Source organism: Pararhizobium sp. LjRoot235 (genome assembly GCF_964254145.1).
Taxonomy (GTDB): Bacteria; Pseudomonadota; Alphaproteobacteria; order Rhizobiales; family Rhizobiaceae; genus Pararhizobium.
This window is the reverse complement of record NZ_CAXUSP020000002.1, coordinates 61615-77377: the sequence shown is the minus strand read 5'-3', so window position 1 is coordinate 77377 and position 15763 is coordinate 61615. Positions and strand designations below refer to the sequence as shown.

The 15763-nt window shown below is 58.2% G+C and carries 11 protein-coding genes; 10 read left to right on the top strand and 1 reads right to left on the bottom strand.

Features of this window, described 5'->3' with window-relative positions; genetic code table 11:
* Positions 1–68: 68 nt before the first annotated feature.
* From ACSQ2Z_RS20950 to ACSQ2Z_RS20935, 4 genes are all read left to right on the top strand, one after another.
* Positions 69–692, top strand: coding sequence for a nuclear transport factor 2 family protein (locus tag ACSQ2Z_RS20950; protein WP_436083207.1), 624 nt, complete (start codon positions 69–71; stop codon positions 690–692).
* A 43-nt stretch (positions 693–735) separates the two neighbouring features.
* Positions 736–2832, top strand: a complete 2097-nt coding sequence (locus ACSQ2Z_RS20945) for a hypothetical protein (protein ID WP_436083206.1) — start codon at positions 736–738, stop codon at positions 2830–2832.
* A 132-nt stretch (positions 2833–2964) separates the two neighbouring features.
* Positions 2965–6135, top strand: coding sequence for an ATP-binding protein (locus ACSQ2Z_RS20940; RefSeq protein WP_436083205.1), 3171 nt, complete (start codon positions 2965–2967; stop codon positions 6133–6135).
* Positions 6136–6486: 351 nt separating this feature from the next.
* Positions 6487–8295 (top strand): ABC transporter ATP-binding protein/permease, encoded by a 1809-nt coding sequence (locus ACSQ2Z_RS20935; RefSeq protein ID WP_436083204.1) that lies wholly within the window; start codon positions 6487–6489, stop codon positions 8293–8295.
* 92 nt (positions 8296–8387) lie between these two features.
* Here ACSQ2Z_RS20935 and ACSQ2Z_RS20930 read toward each other — a convergent pair whose 3' ends face one another.
* Positions 8388–8519, bottom strand: a complete 132-nt coding sequence (locus ACSQ2Z_RS20930; RefSeq protein ID WP_436083203.1) for a hypothetical protein — start codon at positions 8517–8519, stop codon at positions 8388–8390.
* Between the two features lie 174 nt (positions 8520–8693).
* On the opposite strand from ACSQ2Z_RS20930, the gene ACSQ2Z_RS20925 reads away from it, so the two are divergent.
* The 6 genes from ACSQ2Z_RS20925 (at position 8694) to ACSQ2Z_RS20900 (ending at position 15655) form a co-directional block, all read left to right on the top strand.
* Complete coding sequence (locus ACSQ2Z_RS20925) at positions 8694–9620, top strand: ArsR/SmtB family transcription factor (protein ID WP_436083202.1); 927 nt, start codon at positions 8694–8696, stop codon at positions 9618–9620.
* A gap of 185 nt (positions 9621–9805) precedes the next feature.
* A complete protein-coding gene (gene arfA / locus ACSQ2Z_RS20920) occupies positions 9806–11317 on the top strand; it encodes an arabinosylfuranosidase ArfA (RefSeq protein WP_436083201.1) in 1512 nt (503 codons plus the stop codon).
* Between the two features lie 49 nt (positions 11318–11366).
* On the top strand, positions 11367–12458 hold the full coding sequence (locus ACSQ2Z_RS20915; protein ID WP_436083200.1) for an ABC transporter ATP-binding protein: 1092 nt from the start codon (positions 11367–11369) through the stop codon (positions 12456–12458).
* A 1-nt stretch (position 12459) separates the two neighbouring features.
* Complete coding sequence (locus ACSQ2Z_RS20910; protein WP_436083199.1) at positions 12460–13395, top strand: carbohydrate ABC transporter permease; 936 nt, start codon at positions 12460–12462, stop codon at positions 13393–13395.
* Positions 13392–14240 (top strand): carbohydrate ABC transporter permease, encoded by an 849-nt coding sequence (locus ACSQ2Z_RS20905; RefSeq protein ID WP_436083198.1) that lies wholly within the window; start codon positions 13392–13394, stop codon positions 14238–14240. Before ACSQ2Z_RS20910 ends, ACSQ2Z_RS20905 begins: the two co-directional genes overlap by 4 nt.
* Before the next feature lie 92 nt (positions 14241–14332).
* Positions 14333–15655, top strand: a complete 1323-nt coding sequence (locus ACSQ2Z_RS20900) for an extracellular solute-binding protein (RefSeq protein ID WP_436083197.1) — start codon at positions 14333–14335, stop codon at positions 15653–15655.
* Positions 15656–15763 lie beyond the last annotated feature (108 nt).

Genomic DNA, 15763 nt, shown 5'->3' with positions numbered 1-15763 from the left:
TTTTCAGCTCTGACGAGTCTTCGCGCGGTCAGCGCTGTTGTGCAATTCAGCAACGACAGGAGGACGGCATGACATCCATCAACCAGAACCATGCAAGTCGCGCTTTGCCGCACAAGACATTGCTGGGATTTTCCTTTTTCCTCGCTTTTACGGCTGCGGCCGCTGCGCAGTCAACGACACCGGCGTCGGCAACACTGGCGCCGAAGTGCATGCCCCCCATCTACTCCGTCTCGCCGGTAACGAACCCTGCTCCGGCCGACAGGCAACTGATCATGGACCTCCTTCATCGCTACTTCTGGGCGCTAGACGAAGGGAAACCCCTCGGCCTCGACACTCTGCTTCTTGACGGCGTTATCTACGAGCTGTGCGACGGCAGAGAATTTCAGCTCAAAATCACAAAGAACAAGCAAGACCTGATAGACTATCTAAAGGAGATCCAAGCCGAAAGAGACAAAGTCGTATACAAAACCAGACACATGGAAAGTAATACGCTTCTCCATTCCGTGGACATCGACACCGTGCAGGGAAAAACGGCCCTATTGGTTACGGTGCAGTTCGCAGCACTCCCCATGCCCGTCCTTGACTATACCGCAACCCTGCATACGACGTTCCGCAGGGACGGCAATCTCTGGAAGTTCTCGAAGATGATGCTCGTTGTCGACGGGGCGGTCGTGAAAGCAAGCGCACGCTGATCGGCCGGACCGACATCGCCCCCGTAAAGCTCGGAGATGGCTTTTGAGGAATAGCTGCTTCCTATTGCTCCCGATGTCGGCGGCGGTGTTGTCGATCGGTTTGAGCTGGCACCAGCCGGAACAGGCCGGTACGGACGCGATCCATCGGCTGGGCTCACGCATGGCCGCAGAAGCGCTGCGGGCCAGCGGGGGATCGGCGTGTGACCGCAACGGCCGCTGTGACAGGGCGACAGGCTGCATCGCTCCGGTCCGCCCTCCCGGACCGATCCTCGAGACTCATCCGCAGGACGAAAGGCATCGCCTGCATGTCCGGGACCTGCAAGGCTTCCAGCTCTGCCGGCAACTGGTGCTGTCGGCAGCGTTTCGCAAAAAGACGGATATGACGCTCGTCAGCGCTGACGGGGCAGCGCCTGAGCAGCGCGCATTTGCGGCGATCGCGCAGCGCTGGAACGGAGACGTCCTCTGGGCTCCGGCATCTGCCAGCAACGATATCATCACCCGGTTCGGCGACGAAGCGCGTGCCGTGTTCGGCCCGATTCCGGATGGCGACTGCACCGGTGGCGACGCAAAGTCCATCCCGCTCGAAATCGAAGGCAATATCGTCGACCTGAAGCCCAATCCCGGCAAGGTCGGCAAACCGCTTGAATTCGAACATCGCGGCGCAGACGGCAAGATCGTCAAATGGACCGAGAGCATTGCGCAGTGCGACAAGCCATCGCTTGCGGGAAACGCCACCTATTGCGGCATGAATTCGCGGCTGAACCGCATCGTCAAGGGCAGCGTCGAGTGGCTGGTTTTCTGCCGTAAATCCACGCCGCATCTCGGCATCGAACCCGAACCCTACTGGCAAAAATCGAACCCGAAATTCGCGCGACTCGGGATGATTGGTTTCAACAGTCTGACGGGCGAGATCGTGTTCTTCGACGGGCGCAAGGACCGGGCCGAATTCGACTGGACACAGACCTTCGTTCCCCCGGGCGGCCGTTCCTATTCGGATCGCGAAGGCCGAGCGGAGGCGGAAGCGCTCTACGATCCGACGTTCCAGATCGAATGCTCGGCCTGCCATGACAACAAGAACCCCTATGTCGTCAATCCACATATCGGGCAGGCACGGGTCGGCTATCGCGCCGGAGCGCAGGGCCGGGAAGCGTCCGCCTTCAGTCTGGGAGATTACCTTCCCAAAACGCCCCGCAACGAGCAAAGGCCGTTCCGGGTTGTCGGTTCAGGCTATACCAGCACGTACGGGACCTCGCTTCGGCAGGCCAAGACCGTGCGCGATCCGATGGGAAACTGCACCGAATGCCATACGTTGACGACGCAGATCACGGGGCGGCGCTTCGCATCGGACGCCACCGCGCGCGCGCCGTTCATCGCGGACCCGAGCTGGGCGCAGCTTCTGGAAATGCGGGCGGAGCGACTGGAGTTGACCGCTGTCAACACCCACCGGACGGACTGGGCGCTGCGTTCGGGGCCGGGCAAGATCCATCCCTGGATGCTCCCCGCCAAAGGCAACGACCTGTCGGCAGTTGCACCGGAAATCAGCTCGACCGACTGGGAGAAGCTGAGCAATTGTCTGTGGGGAGCGGGCGGCACTGAATGCGGTTATCGCCCCCTCTACACCCCCTGCCCGCCACCTGGCTCACCGCAGGGAGATGGGTCCGAACCGCTGAATAGTTCCGTTACAGAGCTTGCACCGCCAGCCGGCGAGGTCAATGCCGACCGCCTGCTTCGCCTCAGTTGGCGTTACAGCAACAGCTACGGCAATGTTCCGCAAAGAGACGACGTCCGCTTCAATATAGCCGTAAAGGCGGTCGCCATCCCGTCATCAGGAAGGGCGCCGCTGGCAGGTGACTACCCAGATCTGGATGAAGCAAAAGGCGAGAATTTCACTGCCATCGACGGCGAAATTGGCACCTCCGGCAGCGCTTTGCTCATCCGGAATGCCTCCTATTTCGGGCACGCAAAGTTTACCGAACCGACGCCCTCGACAGATTTGCGCGAGTTCAGGATAGACCTGCCCGCCCAATGCGGCAGGCGATACCTTGTCCGTCTTCTTCCAAAGAGGCTGTGCTTTGATCAAAGCGACACGGCATATGCGGAAAAAGGGCAGCTTCTATACGCCGACATACGATGCGGTTGAAACTCGGTCCTCCTTGACGCCGTGGGAAGCCGATGAACGGCTTCGCAAACAACGCCCTGGCATGTTATCGTTCGCTAAAAGATACCCGAAAGCAGAGTGATCGAGGGCATAGCTGCTCCACTGGGGGTCTCGATGGACAACGTCAGGAAATGGCTGGGTCAACTGAGGCTCGACCACCTCGCCGATACATTCGCTGAATGCCAGATTGACTTCGACAGCCTTCGTCTCCTGTCGGACCAGGATCTGCAGGAGATGCAGATCCCCTTGGGGCCACGCAGGAAAATTCTCGCCGGTATCAAGCTGCTCAACGAAGAGGATGGCAGCCGATTGCCCCCGACAACGGTCGAGCGCCGTCAGTTGACAATCCTGTTTTGCGATCTGGTCGGTTCAACCGAATATGCGGTTCGGATGGATCCGGAAGACTTCAGCAGGTTGACGCGCACCTATCTCGCACGATGCACCAGCGCAGTGAAAAGCCACAACGGCATTGCCACAAACTATATCGGCGACGCTCTCCAGGCCCTGTTCGGTTACCCGATAGCGGAGGAGGATGACGCGGAACGGGCGCTTGAGCTCGCATTCGACATTCTCAACCTCGTGCCTCGCATCCCGGTGCCGGATGGCCTGCCCCTACAGGTTCGTATTGGAGTTGCCAGCGGCTTGGTCGTTGTGGGCGACTTTCTCGGTGCGCCGGCCGGCGTCTCCACGGTCGCGTTGGGGTCCATTCCCAACCTGGCGCAGCGGCTCCAGACGCTCGCCGATCCGCAGACGGTATTAACGGACCAAAAAACCTACGAGACCGCAGCCGGCGCATTCGTCTTTACCGATCTCGGCCGGCAATCACTGAAGGGCTTTTCCGACCAGGTACAGGTTTGGCGGGTCGAAAAGCCGCGCGTCCTCGAAAACCGATTTGCAAAGCGGACGCGCTTGACCGAACTGGTCGGTCGTCGCCGGGAAATGACCCGTTTGCTCGAACTTTGGCACAGGGTGGCTGCGGACCATCGCGGCGAGACAGCCTTGATCTCCGGGGAACCCGGCATCGGAAAGTCGCGTCTGATTTTCGAAGTCCAGCGCCGCATCCCGCGATGCACCTATTTGACGCTCCAGTGCTCGAGCGCCTATTCCAACACCGCCCTGTTCCCCTTCCTCACGCTTCTCAAGCGCTATGCCGGCATCCATGCTGACGATCCGGCCCATGTAAGTCTGGAAAAACTGGAAGGGGTGCTCGCACCGAGCGATGTCCCCCTGTCCGAATCCGTGCCGATATTTGCTGGATTGCTGTCCATCGACCAGACCCGCTACTTGGCCTCCGAGCTGACATCCACACGGCAGCGGGATGTTTCACATAGAATCCTGATAGACTGGCTGCATTCCGTCTCGCGGATCAATCCGGTCCTGCTGTCGATCGAGGACGAACAATGGATCGATCCCTCGTCGGGCGCGGTTCTCGAAACGCTCATCGGGGAAGCGACCTCCTTTCCGATGCTCATCCTGGTCACCACGCGCGAAAAGTCACTGCGGACGCAGCCCGAGCCGGAAAACCTGCATGGAATAAGGTTGGAACGTCTGAACGACGCCGAGGCGCAGACGCTTGTTTCCAACGTTGCCAAAGGCAAAAGCGTGCCGGATGAAACCAGCATCTCGGTTCTGAGCCGGGCTGAAGGTGTGCCGCTCTATGTCGAGGAACTGGTGCGCGCCGCTTTGGAGACGGGCCTTTCCTTCGACCGTGTCGAATCAGGTTCGCAAAGGCCCGCAGTCGGGGTTCCAAGTTCGCTGCAATCCTCCCTCCTCTCGCGGCTGGACAAGCTTGGATCCGGCAAGACCATAGCCCAAATTGCCTCTGTGATCGGACGCGAATTCGATCTTAACCTGCTTGCTCACCTTTGCGACCTTTCGCCCGCCGCACTCAATTCGACATTGCGGCATCTTACATCGTCGGGACTGATTTCACCGCAATTGGCGACGAGCGGACAATACTACACATTCACGCACGCGCTGTTACAGGAAGCCGCGCACGACACGCTGCTGCACGAAAGATGCCGGGAACTCCACAAGAAAGTCGCAGAAGCCCTCGAACGTATCCATCCGAGGTTGGCGGCGGAGCACCCTGAAGTGCTCGCCCAGCACTTCGCCGCGGCCGAATTGTTCGAACAGGCCGCCGACTGCTGGCTGACCGCCGGGCTCAATATTGGAAAAACGTGGGCTAAGGTCGAGGCCGCGAACATGTTTGCAAATGGACTGGCATGCCTTGCCAAACTACCGCCGTCTGCCGAACGCGACCGGAAGGAATTGCGGCTCGAGCTGGAGCGAGGAGATGTTCTCTATGCGACCTTCGGCTATGTCACCAAGGAAGGGAGCGCCGCGTACCGCAATGTCATGCGGCTCAGCGAAAAACTAGACGATTCCGATGCGCCGATCCGCGCTCTTGATGGGCTTTTCGGAACGGCTTTCAACTCTGCTCACTTCTCAGACGCGGAATGGGCGAGCGATCAACTGCTCGAAATCGGCAGAAACCGCAACAATCTGAAGGCACTGGTCTTGGGACTGCAGTTCAAGGGCATGAGCCTCTTCGCCCAGGGGCATATCATGCAAGCACGCGACTACCTCGAACAATCTCTTCAATACGAGGCTCGAGCAAGCGAGATCGGCAGCGATTTCCCGAGCATGACGATGCTCTATCTCTCCTGGACACTGCAGTTGGCCGGCTCCGACGAGGCCGCGCTGCAAATGTATCGCGCCGCCGAAATCAACGCGCGCCAGCATTCCGCCTACAGGCTTGCAGCTTGCCTCGGCAATGGCTGTATTCTCATGGCTCTTCGCAACGACGTCAGCCCGCTTCGGGAAATGATCGGCGAATTGATCCCGCTTGCGGAAGAGAACGGATTTCGCATGTGGCTGAACATGGCCTCGTTCTTCCAGGGGTTTATCATGGCCCGAACGAATGGCGATGTGCGTGGTTTGGAGAAGATGCGCAAGACATGTGACAATCTCGGCGAGCAGGAAATCGACAAGTCCTGTTATCTTGGACTGCTCGCCGACTGCTATCTCGAAACAGGCGATATCGAGAACGCCGCCTCCACGCTCAACCAGGCGCTCACGCTCGTCAGCCACACGGGCGAACATTATTTTACCGCCGAGCTGTTGAGGCTCAAGGCAGAAGTGCTGCGGCGCACCAATCCGTCGGCAGATAATATCGAAGGTTCGTTTCAGGAGGCCATTGCGTTTGCGCGCAACCAGGGTGCTGCAAACTGGGAGCGCAAAACAATGGAAAGCCTCGCCAAACTGTCGCAGTTTTCAGAGTGAGATAGTCCCGGGAATCTACGGGATTCAAGCGAGAGGCTGCGGCTCCAGCAGGTTGCTCGCATTGCGCCATCGGACGTATCCAGCCGGCTTATCCAAACAAACCTGGTCCTTGCGCACAAGCGCCGAAGCGGCACATGAATACATCCAAAGTCGCAGGATTTGACGCCCATTCCACAAAAGCGCCCCATGAAACGGATCAAAGACCAGGTTGAAGCCATTTTCATGATGGATCGGGTGGCCGAAATGGGGATCCAATGATCAGTTTCGCCCCATCATTTTCTGGTACGCTTACAACGAGCGCTTAAGGCACGCTCGGCCTTGGACGCAAGACCATGCTGGAGAACCTCGCTGATGCCACAACAAAAAAACGGTAAGGTCAACAGAGGAGCGGATGCCGACGACGAACAGTCGTTTCGCAATCAGTTGGGCATGATGCAGCGGGCGTTCATCGCCTCGCCGGTGCGCAACGTGATTACATGGCTCGCAATTGGAATCGCGGCCCTCATCTTGGCAACCGCGTTTGGCCAAATTTTGCTCAACAGATGGTACAAGGCATTCTACGACACGCTGGAGCGGCGCGATCTCTCGGCCTTCCTGCTGCAACTGATCGTCTTCGCGGAGATTGCCGGCGGGCTTCTGATCCTCAATGTGCTGCAAACCTGGCTCAACCAGTGGGTCAGGATCAAGCTGAGGGAGGGCCTGACGCTCGACCTGATCAACGAGTGGATGAAACCTGCGCGCGCCTTTCGTCTCGCCAATGCAGGCGCCATCGGGATCAATCCCGACCAACGGGTACACGAGGACGCCCGTCATCTTGCAGACCTGACGGCAGGCCTCTCCGTCGGCCTGTTTCAGTCGGGCGTTCTCCTCGTCAGCTTCGTCGGCGTGCTCTGGTCGCTTTCGGCCGGCTTCATTTTTCATATCGCCGGTTATGACATCAATATTCCAGGCTACATGGTCTGGGCCGCCTTCCTTTATGCCGGCACGGCAGCGACTTTGAGCTGGTTCGTCGGACGCCCGCTGGTCAAGCTCAATGGCGAACATTACGCCCGGGAAGCCGTCCTGCGCTTCTCATTGATGCGTGTCAACGAACACATCGAGGCGGTCTCGCTTTCAGCCGGCGAAGCGAACGAGAAGCGCCGGCTCCAACGCGACCTTTCATCGGTATTGGAAATCAGCCATAGCTTGATGCTTGCGCTGACTCGGCTGACATGGGTCACGTCCGGCTACGGCTGGGTTACCGTTATTGCGCCGATCGTGATCGCGGCGCCGGTCTATTTCGCCGGCGATCTCAGCTTCGGCGGACTGATGATGGCCGTCGGCGCGTTCAACCAGGTGCATGTATCGCTGCGGTGGTTCGTCGACAATATCGACACTATCGCCGATTGGCGGGCGACCCTCCTCAGGGTTGCCGCCTTCCGTTCCGCGGTGTTGATGACCGACGCGCGTCATGAGACCGACAAACGCATCGATTTTGCCAAATCAGACGGCCATCGATTGACGATCGATGGCCTTGAGATTGCGATACCTTCCGGATGCATCAAGGTTGCGGAGCCGCATGTGGAAATCAACCCCGGCGATCGCGTTCTCGTGACCGGCGATCCAGACGTGGAGAAGGCGCCGTTTTTCCGTTCCGTCGCCGGCTTGTGGCCTTGGGGACAAGGACGGATCTCGCTTCCCGAAGGAGATGACATTGCCTTCGTGCCCCGAACACCGTATTTTCCGCCAGGTACACTGGAAGAGGTTCTCACCTATCCGAGAAGCCCGGAGAGTTTTCGGAAAGCCGATCTCGCAGCCGTTTTGTCCAAGGTCGGTCTCGGCAAGTTGAGCGGCCGCCTCGATCAGGACATGCGCACAAAACTGAAACTCAACGAGCTTGAACTGCGACTTCTGGCAATTGCGCGACTTGGCCTGCACAAACCACGCTGGATCATCATCGACGAGGCGCTCGATACATTGGACAGCGACGCACACCACTCCGTTCTGACATTCCTGGAGCAGGAGCTTGGCAATGCGGCAATTATCAATATCGGCCGGACGGAGCCGGGCAATCGTTTCTTCACACGCGAGCTGCAGCTTCAAAGCGATCCGGCCGGCAAATCGCTGCGGCTGCTGAGGCCGAAAAGCTTGCGCACGCGTGACCCTCAGATCGGGAGTTAAGGCGCACGCAAGTTGATGTATAGCAGTGGATCGAGAACGGCGGAGTCCGGCGCGGTTAGAAGCGGTCAATATCGCCTGGCACAGCCGTTTCCTCAAAAGACGATCGACATAACGATGTCCTGGTCGCAAATCCCGAAACCTTTGCCGAAAATGTTTGGCGAATACATACCGTCGGCCGCCGAAGTCGCCGGGCGATAAACGACGGCGCTGGCGATGTCACCCATCGGGACAGTGGTCGCTTCGAGCCTCGTTGCGCATGGCATACATGCCAGATGCCTGCAATTGCACCCACTGGAAATCAAAAAAAGCTGTTCATTGCTGAAGTTGCTACGATTGTGCATATCGAAATATCTGATATGAAACTTCTAAAATTGCCTCATTTAGCGCAGGTCTCCCGCATGAGCAGAAATTTCCTCGTCATTGAGCCTGAAGAAGGATTAGCTGTTCTCAAGGGCCTGGCCTCCTCCGTCCGCGTCCAGATGCTGAAGCTGCTGCATGAAAAGGGCCCGATGAATGTCAACGACATCGCGAATGTCCTGTTGCTGCCGCAATCGACGGTCTCCACCAACATCCAGGTGCTAGAAGATTGCGGATTGATCCGCACTGAAAACCAGAAAGCCAAAAAGGGCAACCAGAAGATCTGCTACCCCACCGCGGAGGAAGTGCTGGTCGTCTTCAAAAGCGAGTATCGTGAGATGCGCAAGGACACGATCGAGGTGTCCATGCCGATCGGCCTCTACACTGGTTTCGAGGTGACTGCGCCGTGCGGCCTCTGTTCTCCCGAGGGCATTATTGGTCTCCTCGATGTGCCCAATGCCTTTCTCGATCCGGACCGGATGAAGGCCGGTTTGTTGTGGTTTACCCGTGGCTTCGTCGAGTATCAATTTCCCAACAATGCCAAGCTTTCCAACATGGAGATCCAGGAAATAGAGGTCGTCATGGAGCTGAGCTCGGAGGTGCCTGGCACCAGCGCCGACTGGCCTTCTGACATCACCCTGTCGATCAACGGCAAGGATGTCGGCGTCTGGATGTCTCCGGGCGATTTCGGCGACAAGCGCGGCGTCTTTACTCCTGTTTGGTGGAAACTCAAGGGCTCGCAATACGGCAAGCTGAAGAACTGGCGCATCGCCAGGGACGGCACGTATGTCGATGGCGTCAGGATTTCCGATGTGACGATTACAGAACTCGATCTCGTTAACCATCATTCGATTCGTGTGCGCATCGGCGTCTACGAGAATGCGGCCCATCCGGGCGGCATTAATATTTTCGGCAAGGGGTTTGGCAACTATGATCAGGATATCCTGTTGCGGCTGAAGACATCTTGATATCCGAGTTTTTGATATCAAAAATAAATCAACAAACACAGTGCTCTAGGTGACAATCGAGCGCTTTTACGCAGGAATTATCATACTTTTTAGGCCTACCGACTTGACCTTAGCCCAAATCTTGGTCTTAATATCAAATAAGATGATTTACATCATCACTTATGATATGGATTGGGAGGTCTACAATGAAGGCGGCCGTTACGGCACATCCGCGCTATGTTGTCTCGGAAATCGACCCGAGACTCTACGGATCCTTTATCGAGCATCTGGGACGCGCAGTTTACTCCGGCATCTATGAGCCGGGTCACCCGACGGCGGACGCCAATGGTATGCGCCAGGACGTCATCGACCTCGTCAAGGAACTCAATGTTCCGATCGTCCGCTATCCCGGCGGCAACTTCGTCTCGGCCTACAACTGGGAAGACGGCGTCGGCCCTAAGGAAGAACGTCCGGTTCGCCTCGATCTGGCTTGGCACACGTCGGAAAGCAACGAAGTCGGCCTGCATGAATTCGCCGACTGGTGCGTGTCCGCCAACACCGAAATGATGCTTGCCGTCAATCTCGGCTCGCGCGGCCTCGACGAAGCCCGCAACTTCCTCGAATACACCAATCATCCCGGTGGCAGCGAGTGGAGCGACAAGCGCATCGCCAACGGCCGCAAGGAACCCTACAACGTCAAGCTCTGGTGCCTCGGCAACGAGATGGACGGACCCTGGCAGATCGGCCACAAGACCGCCGACGAATATGGCCGCCTGGCCCATGAGACCGCGAAAGCTATGCGCGCCTTCGACAAGTCGCTCGAACTCGTCGTTTGCGGCTCCTCCAACGCCAAGATGCCGACCTATCCCGAATGGGAAGCGACCGTTCTCGACCACACCTACAACGAGGTCGATTATATCTCCCTGCACATGTATTTCGACAACGAGAGCAACGACACGCCGAATTATCTCGCCATGAGCGAGAAGCTCGATGCTTACATCGTCTCGGTCGCAGGCGTCATCGACTACATCAAGGCCAAGAAGCGCTCCAACAAGCAGGTCTATATCTCGTTCGACGAATGGAATGTCTGGTATCATTCCAAGGAGCAGGACAAGAAAATCCTCGGCGGCAATGACGGCTGGCCCTTCGCCCCGCCGCTGCTCGAAGACATCTACAATTTCGAGGATGTGCTGCAGGTCGGCCTGATCCTCAACACCTTCATCCGCCGTGCCGATGTCGTCAAGATCGCCTGCCTCGCGCAGCTGGTCAATGTCATCGCCCCGATCATGACCGTTCCGAACGGCCCGGCATGGCGCCAGACGACCTTCTACCCCTATTTTTATGCCTCGATCTATGGCCGCGGCAACGCGCTGGACCTCAAGGTCGAAAGCCCGACCTACACCTCCACCGTTGCAGGCGACGTTGCCTATGTCGACGTCACTGGGGTGCATGACACACAAACCAGCAATGTGACCTTCTTTGCAATCAACCGGCATGCGACTGATGCCATTGAAACAGTGATCGACCTGACCGGCTTCGGCACGGCTGACATCGTTGACCATCAGGTGATGACGCATGCGGACCTAAAAGCTGTCAATTCGTCCGAAAATCCTTTCAATGTCGCCCCCAAAAAGGGGGCCGGCGCCAAGATGACTGACGGCAAGCTCAGCCTGTCTCTGCCGGCCTATTCCTATCAGATGATCCGCCTGAAGCTTTGATTTCAGACGAACCATCGAGACGGTGTATGCGCTGAGGAGGAGCGTCGACGTGACCGCGAATATCGAAATCAGGAATGTAAGCAAGCAGTTCGGTGCCATGAGGGTGCTGGATGACCTGTCGCTCTCCATCAAGGCGCGCGAATTCATCGTGTTCCTGGGACCGTCGGGTTGTGGGAAATCGACCCTTCTGCGCATGATTGCCGGGCTTGAAACCGTTGACAGGGGCGAGATCGCCATCAACGGCGAGCGCATCGACCACTTGCCTCCCGGCAGGCGCGGCATTGCCATGGTGTTCCAGTCCTATGCTCTTTATCCGCACATGACCGTGCGGGACAACATGGCCTTCGGCCTCGACAATATCGGCGTGGCGCGTCACGTGATCGATGCGCGCATTGCCGAGGCGGCTCGTATCCTGGAAATGCCGCACCTGCTCGAGCGCAAACCCGGACAGCTTTCCGGCGGCCAGCGTCAACGCGTCGCCATCGGCCGCGCCATCGTCAAGGAGCCAAAAGCCTTCCTCTTCGACGAGCCGCTCTCCAATCTCGATGCGGCCCTCCGCACCCGCACGCGCATAGAACTCGCCCAGCTTCACCAACGCTTGCAATCGACGATGATCTTCGTCACCCACGATCAGGTGGAGGCGATGACGCTCGCCGACCGTATCGTCGTTATGAACAATCGCAAGATCGAGCAGATCGGTTCGCCGATGGAGATCTATGAGCGCCCGGCAACCAAGTTCGTTGCAGGCTTCGTCGGCGCGCCGGCGATGAATTTCGTCGATGTCACAATCGATAGATCCGGCGACGCCGCAAGGGTGAAATTCGCCGACGGCACGGCTATCGCCACCGATATCGCCATAAACCAGGTCGTCGATGGCGTTCACACGTTTGGCGTCCGTTCGGAGGACGTGCGCATCGCGCCGACTGGCCAGGGCGATGTCAACGGCAAAGTCGATGTGCTGGAACGTCTTGGCGAACGCACGCTGGTCTATGCCCGCCTCAGCGATGGCCAGATCATCGTCGCCTCCGACGTCGGCAACAGCCGCGTTGCTGTCGGCGACACGGTCGGCCTCGCCTTCGATGGCAGGAAATCGCATCTCTTCAATGAAACCGGGCGCGCCTGGCATGCGAGGGAGGCCTGATATGGCTGACCAGCTGACGATCCGAGAGACCGCAGCGCCGGCCGCCAGCGTCAGGGTCCCAAGCGCCAATATCTACGCGCCGCAATGGCGAAACTTCGTTTTCGTCGCACCGTTCCTGTTCTTCTTCACGACGCTGCTTATCTTCCCGCTTTTCTGGGGCATGTGGCTGAGCTTCCACAAGGCGGACACTTTCTCGACCGGCAGGTTTGTCGGCCTCGACAACTACGTCAGGCTCCTTCACGACAAGGTCTTCCTGCAATCGGTCTGGAACACCTTCTATTTCGTACTGCTGACGGTGCCGACGCTGGCGCTTATCGGCCTTTTTCTCGCGCTTTGCCTCAACCGCCGCACACGCACTGCCGCCGTGCTGCGGACTCTGTTTTTCTCCTCCTCGGTGCTGTCGGTCACCATCGTCACATTGATCTGGCGGATCGTCTACATTCCGAATGTCGGCCTGCTGTCGACGATCTACGGATGGTTCGGCGCAACCGCACCGGCATTCATCTCCGACCCCAGCCTCGCAATGATCGGCATTGCCATCGCCACGATCTGGTGGTGTATCGGCTTGCCGATGATGCTGTTTCTTTCGGCCCTGCAGCAGATCCCGCAGGATATCTACGAGGCTGCGGCGCTCGACAACGCCAACCGCTGGCAGACGCTGCGTTCGATAACCCTGCCCTCGATCAAACGTACGTTTATCTTGGTGATCATCATCCAGATCGTGCTGCAATTCCAGCTGTTCGGCCAGGCCTGGCTGATGACGCGCGGTGGCCCGAACAATCTCACCAAGCCGATCGTGCTCTACATCTATGACACTGCGTTCCGTCGCTGGGATCTCGGCATGGGTGCCGCGGCCTCGGAAATCCTCTTCGTCCTCATCCTGATTGCGGCCATGGCCCAGTACCTCGTCACGCGCAACAAGGGAGACCAGGCATGAGCGCTCCAGCCACTTCCATCAAGGGACGGGCATTCGGCGACCGCGTTCTGCTGGCCCTCGTCATCCTGCTGTCGATCATCATGATCGCGCCGGTTCTCTGGGTCATCGGCCTGTCGCTCAAGGAAAACGCCGAGCTGATGGCCAATCCGAATTCGGTGTTCCACTCGCCTTATACCTTGAAGAACTACATCAATACCATCGGCACATCGTCGGTGTTCCGCTGGGTGCTCAACAGTATCATCGTCTCGGGCAGCCTGACACTCGGTACGTTGATCCTGTCGTCGCTCGCCGGCTACGGCTTTGCGCGGCTGAACTTCCCCGGTCGCAACATCCTCTTCGTCATCGTGCTCTTCGGCCTAGCAGTTCCCGAGCAGGCCGTGCTGGTCGCCCGCCATCAGATCTTCAGCATGCTGAAGTTCCACAACACCTATCACGGCCTCGTTCTCCCCGGCCTGTCGGCTTCGTTCGGCGTCTTCCTGATGACCCAGTATTTCCGGGCCATCCCGAAGGAGCTGGACGAAGCCGCCATGCTGGACAATGCCGGGCGCCTCAGGATTTTCTGGAAAGTGCTTCTGCCGCTCACCGTGCCGGCTCAGGCAACCCTTGGCATCTTCACCTTCCTCGGCTCATGGAATGATTACTTCTGGCCGCTGATCTCGGCGACCAAGAAGGACATGTTGACGCTGACGGTCGGGATGGCATCGACACAGACAAATTTCGCCCAGTCGGAGGGCATCGGCTTCCTGATGGCGCAGGCAGTGTTCGCCGGCGCGCCGATCCTGATCATCTACCTGTTTTTCCAGAAATACATCGTCACCGCCGTCTCTGGCGCCGCGGTCCGATAACGAGAATTGCATGCGGGAGGAAAACCGCCGCAGCGATGCAAGCATGAAGCCGCTCCAGCGTGGAGTGGCGGAACTCAGTAGGAGGAACTGATATGCATCTTAAGAAACTACTTTTTGCCGCAGTCTCGGCAGGCGCGATAATGCTCGTCAACCCGTCTTTCGCGGCAACCGAACTGACGGTACAGCGCTTCTTCGGCGCCTGTGATGCGGACTTTGGCACCAACACCGATGTCACCAAAGCTGTCGGCGAATGCGGGATCATCACGTCGCTGATCAACAAGTTCAACGCCGACAATCCCGATATCCACGTCAGTGTGACGACCGTAGAATGGCCGGGCTATGATCAGTTGACCGCCCAGTTCGCATCCGGCGATGCGCCCGACATCGTTACAATCCACGAATCCGTGCTTTCGGACTATCAGTCCAAGGGCCTGCTGATGCCGCTCGACGCCGTGCTGAAGTCTGTCGGCGTGACCCCGGATGCATTTACGGATGCCGCCCGCAACGGCGCCACCAAAGACGGAAAAATCTATGGCCTGCCGATCGACAGCTGGACCATGCTTTACCATATCAACATGGACCTGTTCAAACAGGCCGATCTCGTCAATCCCGACGGCACGCCGATCCTGCCTAAATCGGTCGATGAACTCCTGGCTCAGGCCGAACAGTTCAAGCAGAAAACCGGCAAGCCTTATTTCGTCCAGAACCTTGCCAACGAGACCGCGCTCTTTACGCGTAACCTCTATACCTATCTTTTCCAGCAGGGTTCGGACTTCTTCGCCGATCCGAAGCACGTGAAGCTCAATACGCCAGAAGCCAAGAAGGTCGTCGAAATGTACAAGACGATCTTCGCCAAGGATTACACCACCAAGGATCTCGACTACGGCGGCGCGATCAATGCCTTCCTCGCCGGTGAGGGTGGCGTGCAGCTGAACGGCACCTGGGTCGTCGGTGATTACAACGCACAGTCCGAAACCAATGGCACTGCGCTCAACAAGGGCGGCTATGCCGTCTATCCCTATCCGCAGCTTTTCGATGGCGCGCATGCGCAATATGCCGACGGCCACACCTGGGCGGTTTCGGCCAAGGAAGATCGTACGGCTGAGCAGACCGCTGCTATCGGCAAGTTCCTAAAATTCTTCGTCGACAACGACTTCGATTGGTCGCGCACCGGCCATCTGCCGGCCGTCAAATCGATCATTGCCTCGGACCAATTCAAGGCGCTGCCACACCGCGACACGATTTCCGCCGTCGCAGATCTTGGTCGATCGCTGCCGTCAGAAGTGCAGCGCCAGTTCGCCATCCAGGATATCATCGGCGAGGAACTGGCTGCTGCAACCTCCGGCCAGAAGGACACCGACGCAGCCCTTGCCGATGCCGAAACCCGGATCAACGAGCTGCTCGCTAATCTCTAAGCTCCCTGACGCGTCGCCTCTCCCGACGCCGCTGCGAATTCGAGCGCCCGTGTCAGTTTCGGCGGGCGCTCGTACAACTTTTTGGATTGCAAAACTTAGCGGGAATTG

Coding starts and splice junctions, on each gene's coding strand:
- ACSQ2Z_RS20935 (WP_436083204.1), top strand. CDS start 6,487: ATGCCACAACAAAAAAACGGTAAGGTCAACAGAGGAGCGGATGCCGAC.
- ACSQ2Z_RS20925 (WP_436083202.1), top strand. CDS start 8,694: ATGAGCAGAAATTTCCTCGTCATTGAGCCTGAAGAAGGATTAGCTGTT.
- ACSQ2Z_RS20940 (WP_436083205.1), top strand. CDS start 2,965: ATGGACAACGTCAGGAAATGGCTGGGTCAACTGAGGCTCGACCACCTC.
- ACSQ2Z_RS20905 (WP_436083198.1), top strand. CDS start 13,392: ATGAGCGCTCCAGCCACTTCCATCAAGGGACGGGCATTCGGCGACCGC.
- ACSQ2Z_RS20950 (WP_436083207.1), top strand. CDS start 69: ATGACATCCATCAACCAGAACCATGCAAGTCGCGCTTTGCCGCACAAG.
- ACSQ2Z_RS20900 (WP_436083197.1), top strand. CDS start 14,333: ATGCATCTTAAGAAACTACTTTTTGCCGCAGTCTCGGCAGGCGCGATA.
- arfA (WP_436083201.1), top strand. CDS start 9,806: ATGAAGGCGGCCGTTACGGCACATCCGCGCTATGTTGTCTCGGAAATC.
- ACSQ2Z_RS20930 (WP_436083203.1), bottom strand. CDS start 8,519: ATGGGTGACATCGCCAGCGCCGTCGTTTATCGCCCGGCGACTTCGGCG.
- ACSQ2Z_RS20910 (WP_436083199.1), top strand. CDS start 12,460: ATGGCTGACCAGCTGACGATCCGAGAGACCGCAGCGCCGGCCGCCAGC.